The sequence below is a fragment of the Candidatus Palauibacter sp. genome, assembly GCF_965261555.1.
In the GTDB taxonomy this organism is placed as follows: domain Bacteria; phylum Gemmatimonadota; class Gemmatimonadetes; order Palauibacterales; family Palauibacteraceae; genus Palauibacter.
This window is the reverse complement of sequence record NZ_OZ253465.1, coordinates 1,843,170-1,858,120: the sequence shown is the minus strand read 5'-3', so window position 1 is coordinate 1,858,120 and position 14,951 is coordinate 1,843,170. Positions and strand designations below refer to the sequence as shown.

Annotated in this window: 14 protein-coding genes; 8 read left to right on the top strand and 6 right to left on the bottom strand. The window is 69.3% G+C overall.

Annotated features, from left to right (window positions below; translation table 11 throughout):
- Nucleotides 1-49: 49 nt before the first annotated feature.
- Nucleotides 50-2,626, bottom strand: a complete 2,577-nt coding sequence (locus tag ACQY5G_RS08000; protein ID WP_428278589.1) for an alpha/beta hydrolase family protein — start codon at nucleotides 2,624-2,626, stop codon at nucleotides 50-52.
- 261 nt (nucleotides 2,627-2,887) lie between these two features.
- Here ACQY5G_RS08000 and ACQY5G_RS07995 point away from each other — a divergent pair, with 261 nt between their 5' ends.
- From ACQY5G_RS07995 to ACQY5G_RS07975, 5 genes are all read left to right on the top strand, one after another.
- On the top strand, nucleotides 2,888-3,304 hold the full coding sequence (locus ACQY5G_RS07995) for a DUF4440 domain-containing protein (RefSeq protein WP_428278588.1): 417 nt from the start codon (nucleotides 2,888-2,890) through the stop codon (nucleotides 3,302-3,304).
- 4 nt (nucleotides 3,305-3,308) lie between these two features.
- Entirely contained in the window at nucleotides 3,309-3,878 is a 570-nt protein-coding gene (locus ACQY5G_RS07990) for a tetratricopeptide repeat protein (protein WP_428278587.1), read from the top strand.
- A 120-nt stretch (nucleotides 3,879-3,998) separates the two neighbouring features.
- The gene (locus ACQY5G_RS07985) at nucleotides 3,999-5,360 is read left to right on the top strand and encodes an aminotransferase class I/II-fold pyridoxal phosphate-dependent enzyme (RefSeq protein WP_428278586.1); all 1,362 of its coding nucleotides are present in this window, start codon (nucleotides 3,999-4,001) and stop codon (nucleotides 5,358-5,360) included.
- Nucleotides 5,361-5,370: 10 nt separating this feature from the next.
- Entirely contained in the window at nucleotides 5,371-5,784 is a 414-nt protein-coding gene (locus ACQY5G_RS07980) for a DUF3224 domain-containing protein (RefSeq protein WP_428278585.1), read from the top strand.
- A 122-nt stretch (nucleotides 5,785-5,906) separates the two neighbouring features.
- Entirely contained in the window at nucleotides 5,907-7,514 is a 1,608-nt protein-coding gene (locus ACQY5G_RS07975; RefSeq protein ID WP_428278584.1) for a tetratricopeptide repeat protein, read from the top strand.
- A 49-nt stretch (nucleotides 7,515-7,563) separates the two neighbouring features.
- On the opposite strand, the gene ACQY5G_RS07970 is transcribed toward ACQY5G_RS07975, so the two are convergent.
- Nucleotides 7,564-8,370, bottom strand: a complete 807-nt coding sequence (locus ACQY5G_RS07970) for a hypothetical protein (RefSeq protein WP_428278583.1) — start codon at nucleotides 8,368-8,370, stop codon at nucleotides 7,564-7,566.
- Nucleotides 8,371-8,470: 100 nt separating this feature from the next.
- Here ACQY5G_RS07970 and ACQY5G_RS07965 point away from each other — a divergent pair, with 100 nt between their 5' ends.
- Together ACQY5G_RS07965 and ACQY5G_RS07960 are read left to right on the top strand one after the other, a co-directional pair.
- Nucleotides 8,471-9,193 carry a hypothetical protein gene (locus ACQY5G_RS07965; RefSeq protein ID WP_428278582.1) on the top strand — a complete coding sequence of 241 codons (723 nt, stop codon included), beginning with the start codon at nucleotides 8,471-8,473 and terminating at the stop codon, nucleotides 9,191-9,193.
- Between the two features lie 32 nt (nucleotides 9,194-9,225).
- Entirely contained in the window at nucleotides 9,226-10,476 is a 1,251-nt protein-coding gene (locus tag ACQY5G_RS07960; RefSeq protein WP_428278581.1) for a molybdopterin molybdotransferase MoeA, read from the top strand.
- A 39-nt stretch (nucleotides 10,477-10,515) separates the two neighbouring features.
- On the opposite strand, the gene ACQY5G_RS07955 is transcribed toward ACQY5G_RS07960, so the two are convergent.
- The 4 genes from ACQY5G_RS07955 to ACQY5G_RS07940 form a co-directional block, all read right to left on the bottom strand.
- Nucleotides 10,516-11,583 (bottom strand): beta-ketoacyl-ACP synthase 3, encoded by a 1,068-nt coding sequence (locus ACQY5G_RS07955; protein ID WP_428278580.1) that lies wholly within the window; start codon nucleotides 11,581-11,583, stop codon nucleotides 10,516-10,518.
- Between the two features lie 131 nt (nucleotides 11,584-11,714).
- Nucleotides 11,715-12,452 (bottom strand): hypothetical protein, encoded by a 738-nt coding sequence (locus ACQY5G_RS07950; protein ID WP_428278579.1) that lies wholly within the window; start codon nucleotides 12,450-12,452, stop codon nucleotides 11,715-11,717.
- 16 nt (nucleotides 12,453-12,468) lie between these two features.
- Nucleotides 12,469-13,110: an isoamylase early set domain-containing protein gene (locus ACQY5G_RS07945; protein ID WP_419860767.1), complete on the bottom strand. Its 642-nt coding sequence runs from the start codon at nucleotides 13,108-13,110 to the stop codon at nucleotides 12,469-12,471.
- Nucleotides 13,107-13,622 (bottom strand): RNA polymerase sigma factor, encoded by a 516-nt coding sequence (locus tag ACQY5G_RS07940; RefSeq protein ID WP_419860768.1) that lies wholly within the window; start codon nucleotides 13,620-13,622, stop codon nucleotides 13,107-13,109. The genes ACQY5G_RS07945 and ACQY5G_RS07940 overlap by 4 nt, the downstream gene beginning before the upstream one ends.
- 197 nt (nucleotides 13,623-13,819) lie before the next feature.
- Between ACQY5G_RS07940 and ACQY5G_RS07935 the strand changes: the two genes are divergently transcribed.
- Complete coding sequence (locus ACQY5G_RS07935) at nucleotides 13,820-14,935, top strand: alanine racemase (RefSeq protein ID WP_428278578.1); 1,116 nt, start codon at nucleotides 13,820-13,822, stop codon at nucleotides 14,933-14,935.
- Nucleotides 14,936-14,951 lie beyond the last annotated feature (16 nt).

The following is a 14,951-nucleotide window of genomic DNA, read 5'->3' as shown; positions in this document are numbered from 1 at the left end:
AGCCCACGATGTCTCCGATGATCGCTCCCCACACGGCGGCGCCGCTCCCCTACTTCCCGGTCTCGCCCGGGCCCGGCGAGTCGGTCGTCGTGCGCGCGTCGTCCTTCCCCACGCCCTTCACGTACTGGTCGAACCAGTCGATCCAGCGCGCCCACATGTCGAGGTTGTTCTCGATCGCGCGCGGCGTGTGCGACTCGAAGGGGTACTCGAACAGCGCCGCCGTCTTCCCGAGTCCGGTGAGCGCCTGGATCATGCGCCTCGACTGGATGGGGTAGGTGCCCGAGTTGTTGTCGTCCGCCCCGTGGTAGAGAAGGAGCGGGGTGTTGATCTGGTCCGCCTTGAAGAACGGGGACATCTCCATGTAGACGTGGGGCGCTTCCCAGATATCGCGCGGCTCGGCCTGGAAGCCCATCGGCGTGAGCGAGCGGTTGTAGGCGCCGTCCCCCGCGATCCCCGCCTTGAAGAAGGGCGTGTGGGCGAGGAAGTTCGCGGTCGCGAAGGCGCCGTAGCTGTGGCCGCCGTGCCCGATCCGGTCCATATCGACGACGCCGAGCGCGTCGACCGCCCGCATCGCGGCGTACATCCCGTCGACCATGTTCGAGATGTAGTAGTCGTTGTAGTTCTCGCCCACGATCGGGATGTCGGGATAGACGAGCGCGTACCCTTGCGTGAGCCAGATGTCGGACCAGCGCAGCCAGGTCACGTTCGTGTACGCGTTGAGGTTGCGCGCGCGGATCGTCGCGTTGTCGAAGTCGTCCTCGCTCCGGTACTCGCGGGGATAGGTCCAGAAGATGGCGGGCACGCGCGTGCCTTCGACGTAGTCGACGGGCAGCGACACCCGCCCCTGGATCTCGAGCCCGTCGCGGCGGGTGAACTCGAAGTCGATGCGCCGCGCGGCGGTGAGCTGCGGGAACGGATCCACGTTCCGCGTCAGATTCTCCAGCCCGCCGCCCCGGGTCCGCAGGTAGCTGTCCGGGAACGTGTTCTTCCCTTCCCGGCTCACGACCATGCGGTCCAGATCGGCGTCGAGCGGGACCAGCGGCTGGTCGAAGCTGTCGCGCGACCCCTCGAACAGGCGCTCCGTGGCCCCATCGGGGATCGACAGCCGGTCGACGAAGGGCTGCGGCCGGAAATCCTCCTTCCAGCCATCGCCGCGCAGGTAGGCGCTGCCCCCATCGGACGACACCCACGCGTACTCGATCCCGTTCCCGCTCCGCGCCGTGAGGAGGTTACCCGGGAGTTCGAGCGCATCGCCGGGATCGTGGAAGGGGACGAGCGTGTGTCCTTCCGGATCGCTTCCGCCCAGCCCGTAGTGCACGAGCCCGGCATCCCCGCCCCGGCGCACCGCGGCGAAGGCGTGGCGGCCGTCCGCGGAGTACGTGACGTCCGAGATCCGGTCCTCGCTCGTCGCCACGACCTCCGCATCTCCATCGAACGGCGCGCGCAGCAGCATGATCCGGTCGGGACGGTCCTCGTCCGCACCCGCCGCGCCGTCCCCGCCCTCCATGTCGTCCCCGGCCTCCGCGCGGTGCAGGTAGGAGATCCCGCTCCCGTCCGGACGCCACGACCATGCGCGCGGGTCGCTGCCCCCGCCTCCCGGTCCGCCGCCGCGACCGCTCTCCCGCAGTTCGCGCTCCTCCAGCGTGGCGAGCACGTCCCCGTTCTCCACGTCGAGCACCTCGGTGACGCGCGGGAAGCCGGTGTAGCTCGCGATGTAGGAAAAGGGACGGGTCAACCGCGTCGCGATCACATGACGTCCGTCGGGACTCACCGACAGCGACTCCCACATGCCCGGCTCCCCGACCGCTCGCGGCGACCCGCCGGGCGTCAGTTCCACGATCTGGCTGCGCGTGTGGTACTCGAACAGGTCCGCGCCGTGCGCGTCTTCCAACAGGAAGGGCATCGTGCGCGTCGGCGTCGCCTCCGCCCGCGTGTGGCGGATCGTCGGTCCCGACGGCAGCCCCGGAGCCGGCGGCGGAGATCCGCGGTCCACCGGCTCCGCCAGCGTGAGGACCGAACCTGAAGCCGTCCACTGCAGCATGCGGGAGGGCGCGGATCCCTGGCCCCTCGACGAGGTTCCGATGGAGCTGATCACGTGGACATCGCCGGCCGGCGTCACGCTGCCGTCGCCCGTCCCGGCGATCCAGACCTCCGTGCGCTCCTCGAGGTGCGCGAGGAACGCGAGCCGCGAACCGTCCGGCGACCACGTGAGGTCGCTCACGTAGATCCCCTCGGGCAGGTCCACGTCCGTAAAGGCGCGCGCGCTCAGCGAGTAGAAGCGGAAGCCGTACAGGCCGTAGATGTCCAGGTGCCACGGGCGGTCCGTGCGCGCCCGGAGTTCCAGCATCCCGAGGCGCAGCGTCTCCTCCCCCACCTCGGCCAGCGTCGAAAGCTCGGTGGAGAGCGGGACGACGAAGTGGTCGCCGTCCGGACTCACATGGTCCAGCGTCGCGTAGTTGGGGTCGGTCGCGAAGAGATCCTGCACCGTCGCATCAGGCAGGATGTACCCCTGCGAGATGTCGAGCCCGGCCTTCTCTTCCTCATCCTGGGCGGCCAGCGGCGGAGGCACGGCGGCAGCCGACGCCAGAGCAAAGAGGACGGGAAGGCTGCGGAAGATCCTCATCATCGAACTCCTGGGGCGAGGTGGGAGGTGCGAAGGTGCAAAGCTGGACCCCCCCGAGGACCCTCCGCAAGCCGCATGCGCGGCGCGCCGGGCCCATTTACGTTGCAGCGGCCCACAACCTCGGCCGCACCATCGATCGACCCCTGCACGGGAGGACAACTGAGACTCCGGCCGCGCTCGCATCGCCCGCGCCCGCTGTCAGGCGCGTGTCTGGCCGGCCTTGCCATCTGGCTCGGCTTCGGATGCCAGTCGCCTCGCCCGCCCTTGACCGAAGCACACGCCGAGGCGATCCGCGACAGCGTGGCGGCCACTCTCGAGGAGTTCCGCGCCATGGGGATCGCGTCGGCCTGGGAGGCAGCGGGTAATTTCTATTCGGAGTCCCCTGCGTTCCGCTTCTACGAGAACGGGGAATTGCGCTACGAGTCCGCCGACGACGTACGCACCGCCCTCGCGGATCTCGGTCCGGGGATGCGGATCACGACGGAGTACTCGGACACGGACATCGAGCCGCTGGCGCCCGGCCTCGCCCAGGTGCGGTCCCGCTTTGAGAGCACCCTCGGCGGGGAGGGTGGATTCGAGTTCAGCTACGCGGGCGCCGTGACGATGCTGTGGGTCCACGAGACGGGAGGGTGGCGGATCCTGTCCGGCCATTCCTCGGCTCCCGTTCCACGCGGAGGGTAGGTCCATGTCGAAAGGGGTTCCCCCGGAAAGCGGCGATGCGCCCCGGGATGTCGTCGAGTCGCTCGTCCGGCAGGGGATGGCGGCGCGGCGCGCGGAGCAGGCGGACGAGGCGATGCGGCACATGAAAGCGGCCGTGGCGCTCGCCCGCTTCGGCGAGGACCCCGTCGCGCTCGCCCGCGCCCTTCACGGACAGGCGAACATCGAGCGGGACATGGGGCGGCTCGATATGGCCATGCGCCTCTACCTCGAAGCCGTCCCGCACTGCCGGCGCGGCGACGATCGGCTCGTTCACGCCCACACGGTGCGCCACCTGGGGGATGTCCTCCGAGAGATGGGCGAGCTCGACAAGGCGCGCCGATGCTATGCGGAGGCGCTGCCGCTGTACCGGGCGGATCCGGCCGCCCCGCCGCTCGATGTGGCCAATGCCGTGCGGTCCGCAGCCATCCTGTGCGAGGCGCTCGACGAGGCCGGCCAGGCCCGCCAACTGTGGCGCGAGGCCCACGACCTGTACCGGGAGGCGGGCGTTGAGGCCGGCGTGTCCGAGAGTACGGCCCGCCTCGGGCGCCTCGGGTGACGACCGCCGGAGGCAACGCCCGACGCCCCTCCGTCTTGCCTGAGCGGGACGTTTCGACCACCCTGAATCGGATGGGCGGCCTCGATCCGCCGCGAGGGAAATATCCGAGGAGGGCGTGCAATGCTGCGGAATCACGGTCTGAACCGCCGGGCGTTTCTCAAGAGCACAGGAGCCACCGCCGTTCTGGGCGCCGTGGGCGCGCGTTCGGCGCTCGCGAGCGAGGTGGCCGCGACCGGTGTCGCCCCGGCCGGGCTCGCCGCCCGCGAGGAGTTCGACTTCGACGAGATCTACGACAGGCGCGGGACCGACTGCGTCAAGTGGGACCGCGCCATCGAGCAGTTCGGCCCGGAGCTCGAGGTCGGCATGGGGATCGCCGACATGGACTTCCGCGCCGCACCGTGCATCACCCGGGCGATCGCGGAGCGCTCCGCACACGAGAACTGGGGCTACCAGCACCGCGACAGCTCCTTCACCGATGCGGTCGTGGCCTGGAACCAGCGCCGCTACGACCTCGACATCGACCCCTCGACGATCGTCTGGACGTCGGGCGTCCACCCGGGAATCATCGCGGGACTGCACACCTTCGCGCCTCCGGGCAGCCGGGTCCTCATGACGACCCCCACCTACAACGGCTTCTACTCGGACCTGCGCTTCGCGCGGAACGTCGCCGAGGACAGCGAGATGAAGGTCGTCGACGGCGTCTACGAGATCGACTGGGACGACTTCGAGCGCCGCGTTCAGCGGGTTCACGCCTTCATCCTCTGCAACCCGCAGAACCCGACCGGAAACTGCTGGTCGGCGGAAGACATGACGCGCATGGGCGAGATCTGTCTCGAGCACCGCGTGCCGGTGCTCTCCGACGAGATCCACTGCGATTTCGTGACGAAGGGACAGAAGTACACGCCGTTCGCCAGCCTCGATCCGAAGGTCGTCGACAACAGCGTCACCTTCAAATCGAACAGCAAGACCTTCAGTCTCGCGGCCAACAAGGTCGCCTGGTACTTCTCGACCAACCCCTCCTTCATGACGCGCCTGCGCCAGTACACGCGGGCGGACCTCAGCACGCTGGGCATGTACGCCGCCCGCGCCGCCAACAACGAGGGCGATGAATGGCTCGACCAGCTCCTCGTCTACCTCGATGGCAACCACGACCTCACCGAGGCCTACATTCGCGAGAACGTGCCGGGCGTGAAGTACACGAAGGCGCAGGGCACCTTCCTCGCGTGGCTCGACATGGGCGGGTTGATGGACCGCATCGACGCGCAGGGGAAGGCGGATTACGAGAACCGGACGGCCGCGGATCCGGTGTCGCCGGAGAGCGTCCTGCAGCGCTGGCTCGCCGAGAACGCGCGTATCTATCTCAACAACGGACCCAGCTACGGGACCGGCGGCGAGAGGCACATGCGGATGAACATCGCGACTTCGCGCACGCTCGTGCAGCGTGCCCTCGACAACCTGTCCGCCGCCATCGCGGAGCTCTAGCGAGAACAGCATGACGCGCGCGGTCGCCTCCTTCGAGGTCACCGGCTGGGATCAGGGCGAACCCGAGTCCGGCGACGGGGGGCCGACCCTCTCGCACGCCACCGTCCTGAAGCGGTTCGGCGGGGACCTCGTGGCGGAGAGCGAGGCCCGGCTCCTCATGTGCCAGGCGGATGTGGCGGACATCACCGCCGGAGCGGGCTACATCGCTCGCGAGGTCGTGCGGGGAGCGCTCGGCGGACGGGAGGGGACGTTCGTCATGCAGCACTGGGGGCTGAGCGCGAGCGGCCGCGAACAGACGGGCGGACAGATCGTGCCGGGTTCGGCGACCGGCGATCTGACCGGACTGACGGGTTCCGTCGAGATCGCCGTCGATGGCGACGGAGCGCACACGCTGACGATCGACTACGAACTTCCGGACGCGTGAGGCGGCGAGAGATGCGGCGACACGGCATGACGCCTTGCCGCCCGCTTCCGGTTTTGACACCGTGATTTCAGTGCAGTGCCGGACGAAACAGGCCGGCGTTTCTTCCTGAGAGGGATAGTACGATGAAAAGATGGTCCATGATGCTTCCGGCGTTCCTCCTCGGCGCGATGCTGTCGGCGGTTCCCGCGCAGGTCGAGGCTCAGTTCGACGAGGTCGGATCGATCACCTTCCCGACCTCCGCGACGGGCGAGGCGCAGGAGCGCTTCCTCCGGGGCGTGGCGATCCTGCACAGCTTCGGCTGGAAGCAGGCGCGGGAGCAGTTCCACGCGGCACAGGAACTGGACCCGGACTTCGCGATGGCCTACTGGGGCGAGTCGCTCGCCTATAACCACCCGCTCGTTTCCCAAATGGACCCCACGGATCCGCGCAAGGCGCTCGAGCGACTGGGCGCCACACCCGCGGAGCGGCTGGCCAAGGCGCCGACCGACCGTGAGAAGGGCTTCATCAAGGCGGTCGAGATCCTGTGGAGCGAGGCCGATCACGTCGACCGGCGCGTGGGGTACATGGAGGCGATGCGCGACCTGTACGAGGCCTATCCGGAGGACCCGGAGATCGCGGCCTTCTACGCGCTGTCCCTCCTCAGCGCGACGGCGGCGACGCGCGACCTGAGCCAGCGCTGGAACGTGATGGCGGGAGCGATCGCGCTACGGCTGTTCAACGACAACCCGCTGCACCCGGGCGCGGCGCACTACACGATCCACTCCTTCGACAATCCGATCATGGCCCCGCTCGCCCTGGACGCGGCCTACGCCTTCGCGGACATCGCGCCGGCGGTTTCCCATGCGCGGCACATGCCGACGCACATCTTCATCCAGCACGGGATGTGGGAGCGCGTGTCCGGCAACAACCAGTCCGCCTACGATGTGGCGCAGGAGCTGTGGCAGCCCGGCGACGCGGTGGGCGACGCGGTGCACTCGCTCGACTGGGGCCAGTACGGCGACCTCCAGCGCGGCGACTACGACAAGGCGCGGCTGTGGATGGACCGGCTCGCGGACATGGTCGACAACGAGGGCTTCGCGACGACGGGCGGGGCGCGCGGCGCGGCCGGCATCGCGCGGGCGCAGAACGCGGTCTCGCTCCTCAAGGCGCGCTACATCGTCGAGACCGAGCAGTGGGAGACGAGGCCGATCACCGAAGACTCCCCGGCGCACGAACTCCTCGCCACGGGACTCAGCGCCCACCGCATGGGCGACCAGGCGATCGTGACCGAGGCGGAGGCCGCCCTGAAGGAACTGTCGGACGGCGAGGGCTACACGCACGTCATGCACAAGCAGGTCGGGGCGCTCCGGCACGCCGCGATGGGCCATCCGGACGTGGCCATCGGTCTCATGGACGAGGCCGAGGCGGAGGTCATGAGCATGGCGCCGCCGCGCGGCTCCGCGAGCCCGGTCAAGCCGCTGCACGAACTCTACGGCGAGCTGCTGCTCGAACTCGGGATGCCGGACAAGGCGGTCGAGAAGTTCGAGACGTCGCTGCTGCGGATGCCGAACCGGCCGCGTTCGCTCCTCGGCCTGGCCCGCGCGCACGCCGCCAACGGCGACGCGGTGCTCGCCGCCGAGGCCTACGCCAGGGTCGCAAATCTTTGGAGCGGCCTTGCGCACGCCGGCCTGATGGAGGCCGAGGCCTTCCTGAACGAGGCCGAGAGCGAGGGGAACCAGGGGAACCGGTAGCGGCTCTCCGCCTGCCCGGCCCCGCGGAGGGTCCCGGACCGGAATCGGCTCAGTAGAGTTCGAGCAGGTCCAGGATCGGGACCCTCAGTAGCGCCGACCGGCCCGTCCGGACCTTCACGAGCACGTCGAGGGTCTGGAGGGGCCGGAGTTTTTCGGCCGCAGCCAGCAAGTCGGGAGGGACGGCGATGTAGACCAGGCCGTCCCCGGGGTCGGGGGCCCGCGCGAGCAGGAAGGGCTCCCCCTCGTAGAAGTCGATCCGTTCCGGTTCGGCCCGTTCCAGCGACAGAAACCGGACGGTCCATTGGAGGGTCGCGCCGGCGTAGTCGTCCGGGTTCGCGCTCAGCGCCGCAGCCGAAACGCCGGACAGGACGCCGGCTTCGCCACCGGCCGCGTCGCTCGCCCCGAGGGCGGCCTCGCGTACCCAGCCCGAACGGCGAATGCGGCTCCAGTCGCCCCGTTCCTCAAGCCGATCGACGAGGAAGCCCTCGAGGAGCAGTCCGGTCACGGACCCGGCGGGTTCGGACCTGAGACGTTCGCCTCCCCGGCTGGCGATGACGCCGTTGTGGCCCTCGCGCGTGGACGGCGCGACCGAGCCGGACGGGACCCAGCCCTCGATCTCGATCTCCGCCCAGATCCCTTCGGTACGCTTGAGGATGACCGGCGTGCGCAGCGCGAGTTCGGCCAGCCGACGGCCGTCCGCCGTCCTCCGGAAGACCTCGCCGTCGATGACGACCTCGCGCACCTGAGCGGCCGCGTGGGGCGGCGCGTACGCACACGCCAGGACGACCGGCAGGAGAAGCCGGCGTCGCAGGCGGCCGCGACGAAACGTTTTTCTGGTTAGGACCCGGTTCTCCACCTACATTCCTCGCGCCGCGACCCCGTCGCGAGACTCTCGTGATGGGGCCGTTCCCGTTCGAGATCCGACTCATCCAAGATATGGAATCCGCGTCGACCCAGTGTCAAACAGACTGATCCTCGTCGTCGGCCTCGCCCTGTTCGCCGGAGTTCCGGCGACGCTCGAGGCGCAGGCCGAACGCATCGATTCACCCTTCCGCTGGCGCGAGAAGGGCTTCCGCGTCGGCCTTTTCGGGGGCCACCACGCGGGGAACCGGGGGCGGCTCGAGTTCGCGCAGGGGCCCACCAACGTGGCGGGCGCCAGAATGCGCGTCCGGGCATCGAGCCCCCTTTCCCTCGAGCTTGGAGCCACGTACGGGGCGGCGGACCGATGGACGCTGGACGTCCTCGACCCGGCGGGACCGATGGTCGTCGACACCGTCGCCGCGGGCTGGCTGCGGGCCGACCTCGGCGCGCAGATCGGCCTCACCGGAGCGCGGACGTGGAACGGGATCCACCCCTACGGGCTCATCGGCGGCGGCTTCGTGTTCGGGGTCGACGAGGGAGCCTCCGAGTTCCTCGCCGACCAGGCGCTCGAACCCTTCAGGTACGACATCTCCACCGCGCCGCACATCTTCGTGGGGCTGGGGTTCGAGATCTTTCCGTCGGAGACGATCGGGATCGGCTTCGAGGTCCGCGACTACCTGGTCCGCGTGACGTCTCCGGACGGATTCCTCTTCGGGACCACTCTGGAGCTGTTCGACGCCTCCGGAGCGCCGGCGCCGCAGAGTTCCGTGTGGGGCCACAACCCGGAGTTCAGCATCTCCATCTGGTATTACTTCTAGCTTTCGGTGGCGCATCCTCTCGGCGGTGAGACATGAACGACGCGGACTGGATCTCCTTCGACGAGGCGCTCGCTCTCGTGCTCGACGCCGTGTCGCCGCTGGAGACGGAGCGCGTTCCGCTCTCTGCCGCCCTCGGCCGCTCCCTCGCACGCGACGCGAAAGCCGTCGCCCCGCACCCGCCCTGGGACAACAGCGCCATGGACGGATTCGCGGTGCGGATCGACGAGGTTCGCGGCGCGAGCCCGGAACGGCCCATGGTCCTTCCGATCTCCGACGACATCCCGGCCGGCGCCTTTCCGAGCGGGCCGCTGGAGCCCGGCTCCGTGGCGCGCGTGATGACGGGGGCGCCGGTGCCGGAGGGCGCCACGGGCGTCGTCCGCGTGGAGCACACGGACGGCGGCCCGGACGAGCGCGTGAGCATATTCGACGATGCGGACGGGGAGCGGCACATCCGTTTCCTCGGGGAGGACGTGAAGGAGGGGGACACGGTGGTGGAGCGTGGCGAGGAGCTTGGGGCGGCAGCGGTGGCGCTGCTCGCGTCGGCCGGCCTCGACCAGGTGGACGTGGGCCGGAGACCCCGCGTCGGCGTGCTCGCGAACGGAGATGAACTCGCGGATTTCGATGAATTCGACGAGGTGCGGGCCGGGCGGAAGATCATGAACTCGAACGGGCACGCGCTGGCCGCCCAGATCGCGGATTCCGGGGCGGAACCGGTGGCGCTCGGCATCGCCCGGGACGATCCCGACGACCTGCACCGTTGTCTCGCGCGGGCCGGAGCCTGCGACGCGATCGTCTCCGCGGCCGGCGTGAGCGTCGGCGAACACGACTATGTGAAGCAGGTACTCGACGAACTCGGCTTCGAGCGCTCCTTCTGGCGCCTGCGGATGCGCCCCGGCAGCGCCGCCGTCTTCGGCCTGCTCGGCGGCCGGCCCTTCTGGGGCGTCCCGGGCAACCCGGCCTCGGCGCTCGTCACGTACGAAACGCTCGTAAGGCCGGCGATCCGCAAAATGGCGGGGTTCGCGCGCCCCTGCCGGCGACCGCTGCAGTGCGTCGCGGCACACGACCTGCGCGGGCCCCGGGACGTGCTCTCGTTCGTGCGCGTGCTCATCGGATCCGCCGAGTCCGGCGTCCTCACGGCTCGTCTGAGCGGTCCGCAGGGTTCGGGCAACCTGGGGTCCATGCTGGCCGACGGCCTGCTCGCGATCCCCGTCGGGACGGACGCCATAGGCGCCGGGGATCGCGTCGACGTGATTCCGCTCAGGGAGTGGGCGAGTCCCGCCTGACGCGGGGTTCCGCCACGGGCGGCCGGACCGCCCGCCGAATCAGATGCGGACGACCGCCGCCGCCATCGTGTAGCCGCCGCCGATCGAGGTGAGAACGATCGTGGCCGGGTCCGGTACGGGTCCGTGCTTTCCGCGGACGACCTCATCGAGCGTCACGGCGACGGTCGAGGCGGACATGTTGCCGTAGTTGACGATGTTGTGGACGACGCGCCCTTTCGGGAGTTCCAGCCTCTGCTCGAGGCCATGCGTGATCCGCGCGTTCGCCTGGTGAGGAATCACGAAGTCCACGTGGGACCAGTCGAGACCCGCCTTCTGAAGCGCCTGATCGCCCACTTCGGCCATCTTGACGATCGCGTTGCGGACGATCCTTGGCCCGCCTTCCATGTGGAGAATGGGGATCCGGTCCCGATCGTCCCGCCAGCTCTGCCCGACGAGGTACAGCGGGTCGCGGGCGAACCAGCCGGACGCCGCCATCGGACCGAGCACGCCGTGGTCCGTTTCGCTCCGCTCGAGCACGACCGCCCCGGCTCCGTCGCCGAAGAGCACGGCCGTCCGTACGTCCGTGTAGTCCACGAGGCGCGTGAGGGCGTCGCCCGAAACCACCAGGACCCGCTCCGCCATGCCGCTGACGATCGCCGACCAGGCCGCCCCCACGCCGTACACGAAGCCGGCGCAGGCCGCGTTGATCGCGAAGCCCCCCAATCGTGGATTCCCGATCTTCGTCGCCACGGTACAGGCACTGTTCGGAACTTCGTCGGAGGGCGACACGGTCGCGACGTAGAGCTGATCGATCTCGTCCGGCTCGCGTCCGGCCGCCTGCAGCGCGGCGAGCCCCGCCCGGGCACACATGTCCTCGGTCGTCAGATCGCTTTCCGGCGGAATCCGCCGCCGGGACCGGATGCCGGTCAACTGGTAGGCCCACTGATCGAAGACCTCGGGGGCCGATAGCCCGTTGACACCCTCGACACCCCTGAGCGCGGATCGCGCCTGCCCGGCGTCGAACGACTCGCGCAGCGTACCCATGGCGAGAAGCTGGAAGTTGTCGATGCTGTCCGGCGGCAGGTAGCTCCCGGTACCCGTGACCGCCGCGGTCACTCTGGCTGCCAAGGCCCTCTCCATCATCCGTGGGCGAGATCCGCGGGCGAGATCCGTGGGCCAGCAGCCCATGGCGAAACCCTGCGTCGGCGGGCTCGGCCGCCGGAAAGTCCGAGAGTATACGGCAGAGACCGGGAGGGCTGCTAGTGTGGTGTCGCGGAAATCCGCCAGCTGCGGGGAGGCGGGGAACGGGCCAGCAGGAGCCGCGCCGCGGCCGAGCGGGCCGCCTCCGCAAGCGTTCGAGTCGGGCACGGCCGCGTCGGCATCACGCGGGCGCACTCCCTCATGCTCGCCTGCGACCAGCAGGAGTCGGGCTGACCATCGCCGCACTCCCGAATGAGCAGTTTCACGCTGGCGGGCAGTCGGAGGACCGCATCGCTGTCGAACTCCTCGGCCACCGCGTAACGCAGGAGATCTTCCGCCAGACCCCGTTCCACGCCGGCGTCCAGCAACTCCTCGAGGGAGACGACCAGGAGAGCAAAATCGGCGCGATCACGTCCCAGCCGCATCAGAAGCTCGCGCCCCACGCCGCGGCGAAGGGCATCCGCGGCTTTCTCGAGCGCGATCGGCGCCGCCCCCGGACCGACGACGGACGCCGCATCCCGCAACTCCGCGGCGAAGGTGTCGACGGCGGCGAGGACGACCTCCGGAGACATCCCCTTCGCCACGCCCTCCATGGCCTTGTCGATCAGGAGACCTCGGGGCAGACCGTCCTGGACACCCGCCTCAATGACGGAAAGGGTACGCGCCGCGTAGACCGCGCCCAAATGACGGCTGAAGCGCGCGCGCGTGTCCTGACCCGCAAGCGGCATCGCGAGCCCGAGCAGGATTGCGCCGAGGCACACGGCCGCGGGAGAACGGCGCCACAGGGCTCTTGCCACGGGCTGCCTGCTCTGGCTAGGGGGCCAGCGAGCGGGCGCCCGCGCCGCCCGTGATGGCGATCACGGCATTCTGGTTGCCGTAACCGTCCTCCACATAACGTTCCGCGTGCGGATCCGTGATCCAGGTCTCGCCGTCCACGAGGAACATGTACTTGTGCACGCCGGGCGGGAGCTTCACCCGACCGGTCCACACGCCGGTCCCGTAGGGATCGGCCAGCGCGACCTCCGGCTGCCAGTCGTTGAAGTCGCCCGCAACGTGGACCGACGCCGCGCCGGGCGCCTCGAGACGGAACTGCACGTAGTGGACTTCTTCACCCACGAGCGCCGTCGCCGCCCCCGCCGGCTCGGTGTATACGTTCTCCCGCGGCAAGAGGAAGAACGTTGCAAGCACCGCGGCAGCCGCGAGTCCCAGCCACGGCCGGACGCGCACGGAGCGGGGATGCACCCACCAGTCCACGAGACTCGGCAAGGGCCGCCGCCTCTCCTGGCGAACCTCGGCCATGACCCTCGACTCGAGTCCGACCGGAGCTCCCTGCACCCCCGAATCCCGCACGTCCGAAAGGAGGGCATCCCACCGCTCGGCTTCCCTGCGAAACTCCCGCGAGAGTTCCGACCGGTCGATTTCTCCATCCAGGTACAGCTTCAGATCGTCGTTCATCGGTAGTTCTCTAACAGCACCTGTAACTGATCCCGAGCCCGATGGACGCGCATCTTCAACGCGGACACCGACGCTCCAAGTCTCTCAGCCATCTCTTCGTACGACCAGCCCTCGACGTGCTTGAGGACGAAAGCTTCACGCTGTTCTTCGCTCAGCGACTGCAAGGCCCGGTATATCTGTTCCCGTATTTCCGCCCGTTCGGCGCGCGCCTCGGGAAGACCCCGCGTCGCCGTCAGCGGGCCGGCCGCCTCCAGCGACACCTCCCGCCGTGCCCGCCCCTTCAACTGATCCTTGCACAGGTTGACGGCGATCCGAAACAACCAGCCTCCCACCCGTTCCCGGTCACGGCAGCGGTCGAGGCTCCGAAAGCCGCGAATGAACGTGCGCTGCACGATATCCGCGGCGTCGTCCGCGCGCCCGGTCATGCGCTCCGCGTAGCGGTACAGCACGTCCTTGTACCGGCGCACGAGAACCCCGTACGCCTCGCGATCGCCTTCGATTACGGCGGTCACGACATCCGCGTCGCTCGGTTCATCGTCCGGAACCCGACCTTCCGGCCCGATCCGAAAGATCTTCTCTTCGTGAATAAGACGACCTCTACGGCTTTGCGGTCACTCGACCCGCCATCGGCCCGCGACCCTCTTCGTTCGTGATCAGGATCGGCAGTTCCAACTTAGCGGAACGGTGATCCCCCAACTACCTTTGAGGCGTGAACGCCGGGAACGCTGCCACCCACGCGCCGAACCTGTCCGATCTCCGCACTCCGGCGCTTGTCCTCGATCTCGATGTCCTGGAGAACAATCTCCGGGTCATGCAGGAACGCACGGACGCCCTCGGCGTTCGGCTTCGCCCCCACGTGAAGACGCACAAGTGCGTTGAGATCGCCGAACTCCAGCGATCGCGCGGCGCGTCGGGCATCGCCGTTTCCACGCTCGCGGAGGCCCGAATTTTCGCGGAGGCGGGCTTCGATGACATCGTGTGGGCCTTTCCCCTCAATCTCTCACGGATCGGCGAGGCGGCCGCGCTCTCCCGGCGCGTCGAACTCGGCGTGACCGTGGACTCCCTCACGACCGTCGAGGCGCTCGAAGCCGCGGGTGCCCCCTTCCCGGTATGGCTCGAAATCGACTGCGGCTACGGGCGCTCCGGCGTCCCGCACGACAGCGGCCGGGTCGTCGAGATCGCGAGGCGGATCTCACGCGCGGACCGGCTCGTCCTGCGCGGCTGCCTAACGCACGCCGGCCACACCTACGGAGCGGGTTCGCCCGCCGCCATCGCCGCGCTGGCGGAGGAAGAGCGACGGGCGATGGTCGAGGTGGGTCGCGCGCTCCGCGCGGCGGGGCTCGAACCGGGGGTGCTCTCGCTCGGTTCGACCCCCGGGATGAGCCGGGTCGAGACGCTGGAGGGGGTCGACGAGGCCCGGCCGGGAAACTACGCGCTCTACGACTACACCCAGACGCGGCTGGGATCTTGCGCGGTGAGCGACTGCGCGGTCACGGTGCTCGCGACGGTCGTCTCCGCGCGCCAAGGATCCGGCGGGGCGATCGCGGACTGCGGCGCGCTCGCCCTGTCCAAGGATGTGGGGCCGGACGACCCGCCTCACTACGGCCGCCTCTTCCGCGACACGTCCGGACAGGAGCTGAGCGAGAATCGCGTGACCTCCGTGAGCCAGGAACACGGGCGTCTGTCCGGGCGGTTCGCCGTCGGCGAGAAAATCCGCGTCCTTCCGAATCACGCCTGCCTCACGGTCGCGCACTTCGATCGCTTCGAGGTCGTGCGGGGGCGGCGCGTGGTGGATCGGTGGAAGATCCGGCGCGCGCGCGACTGAACGCGACTGAACCGGC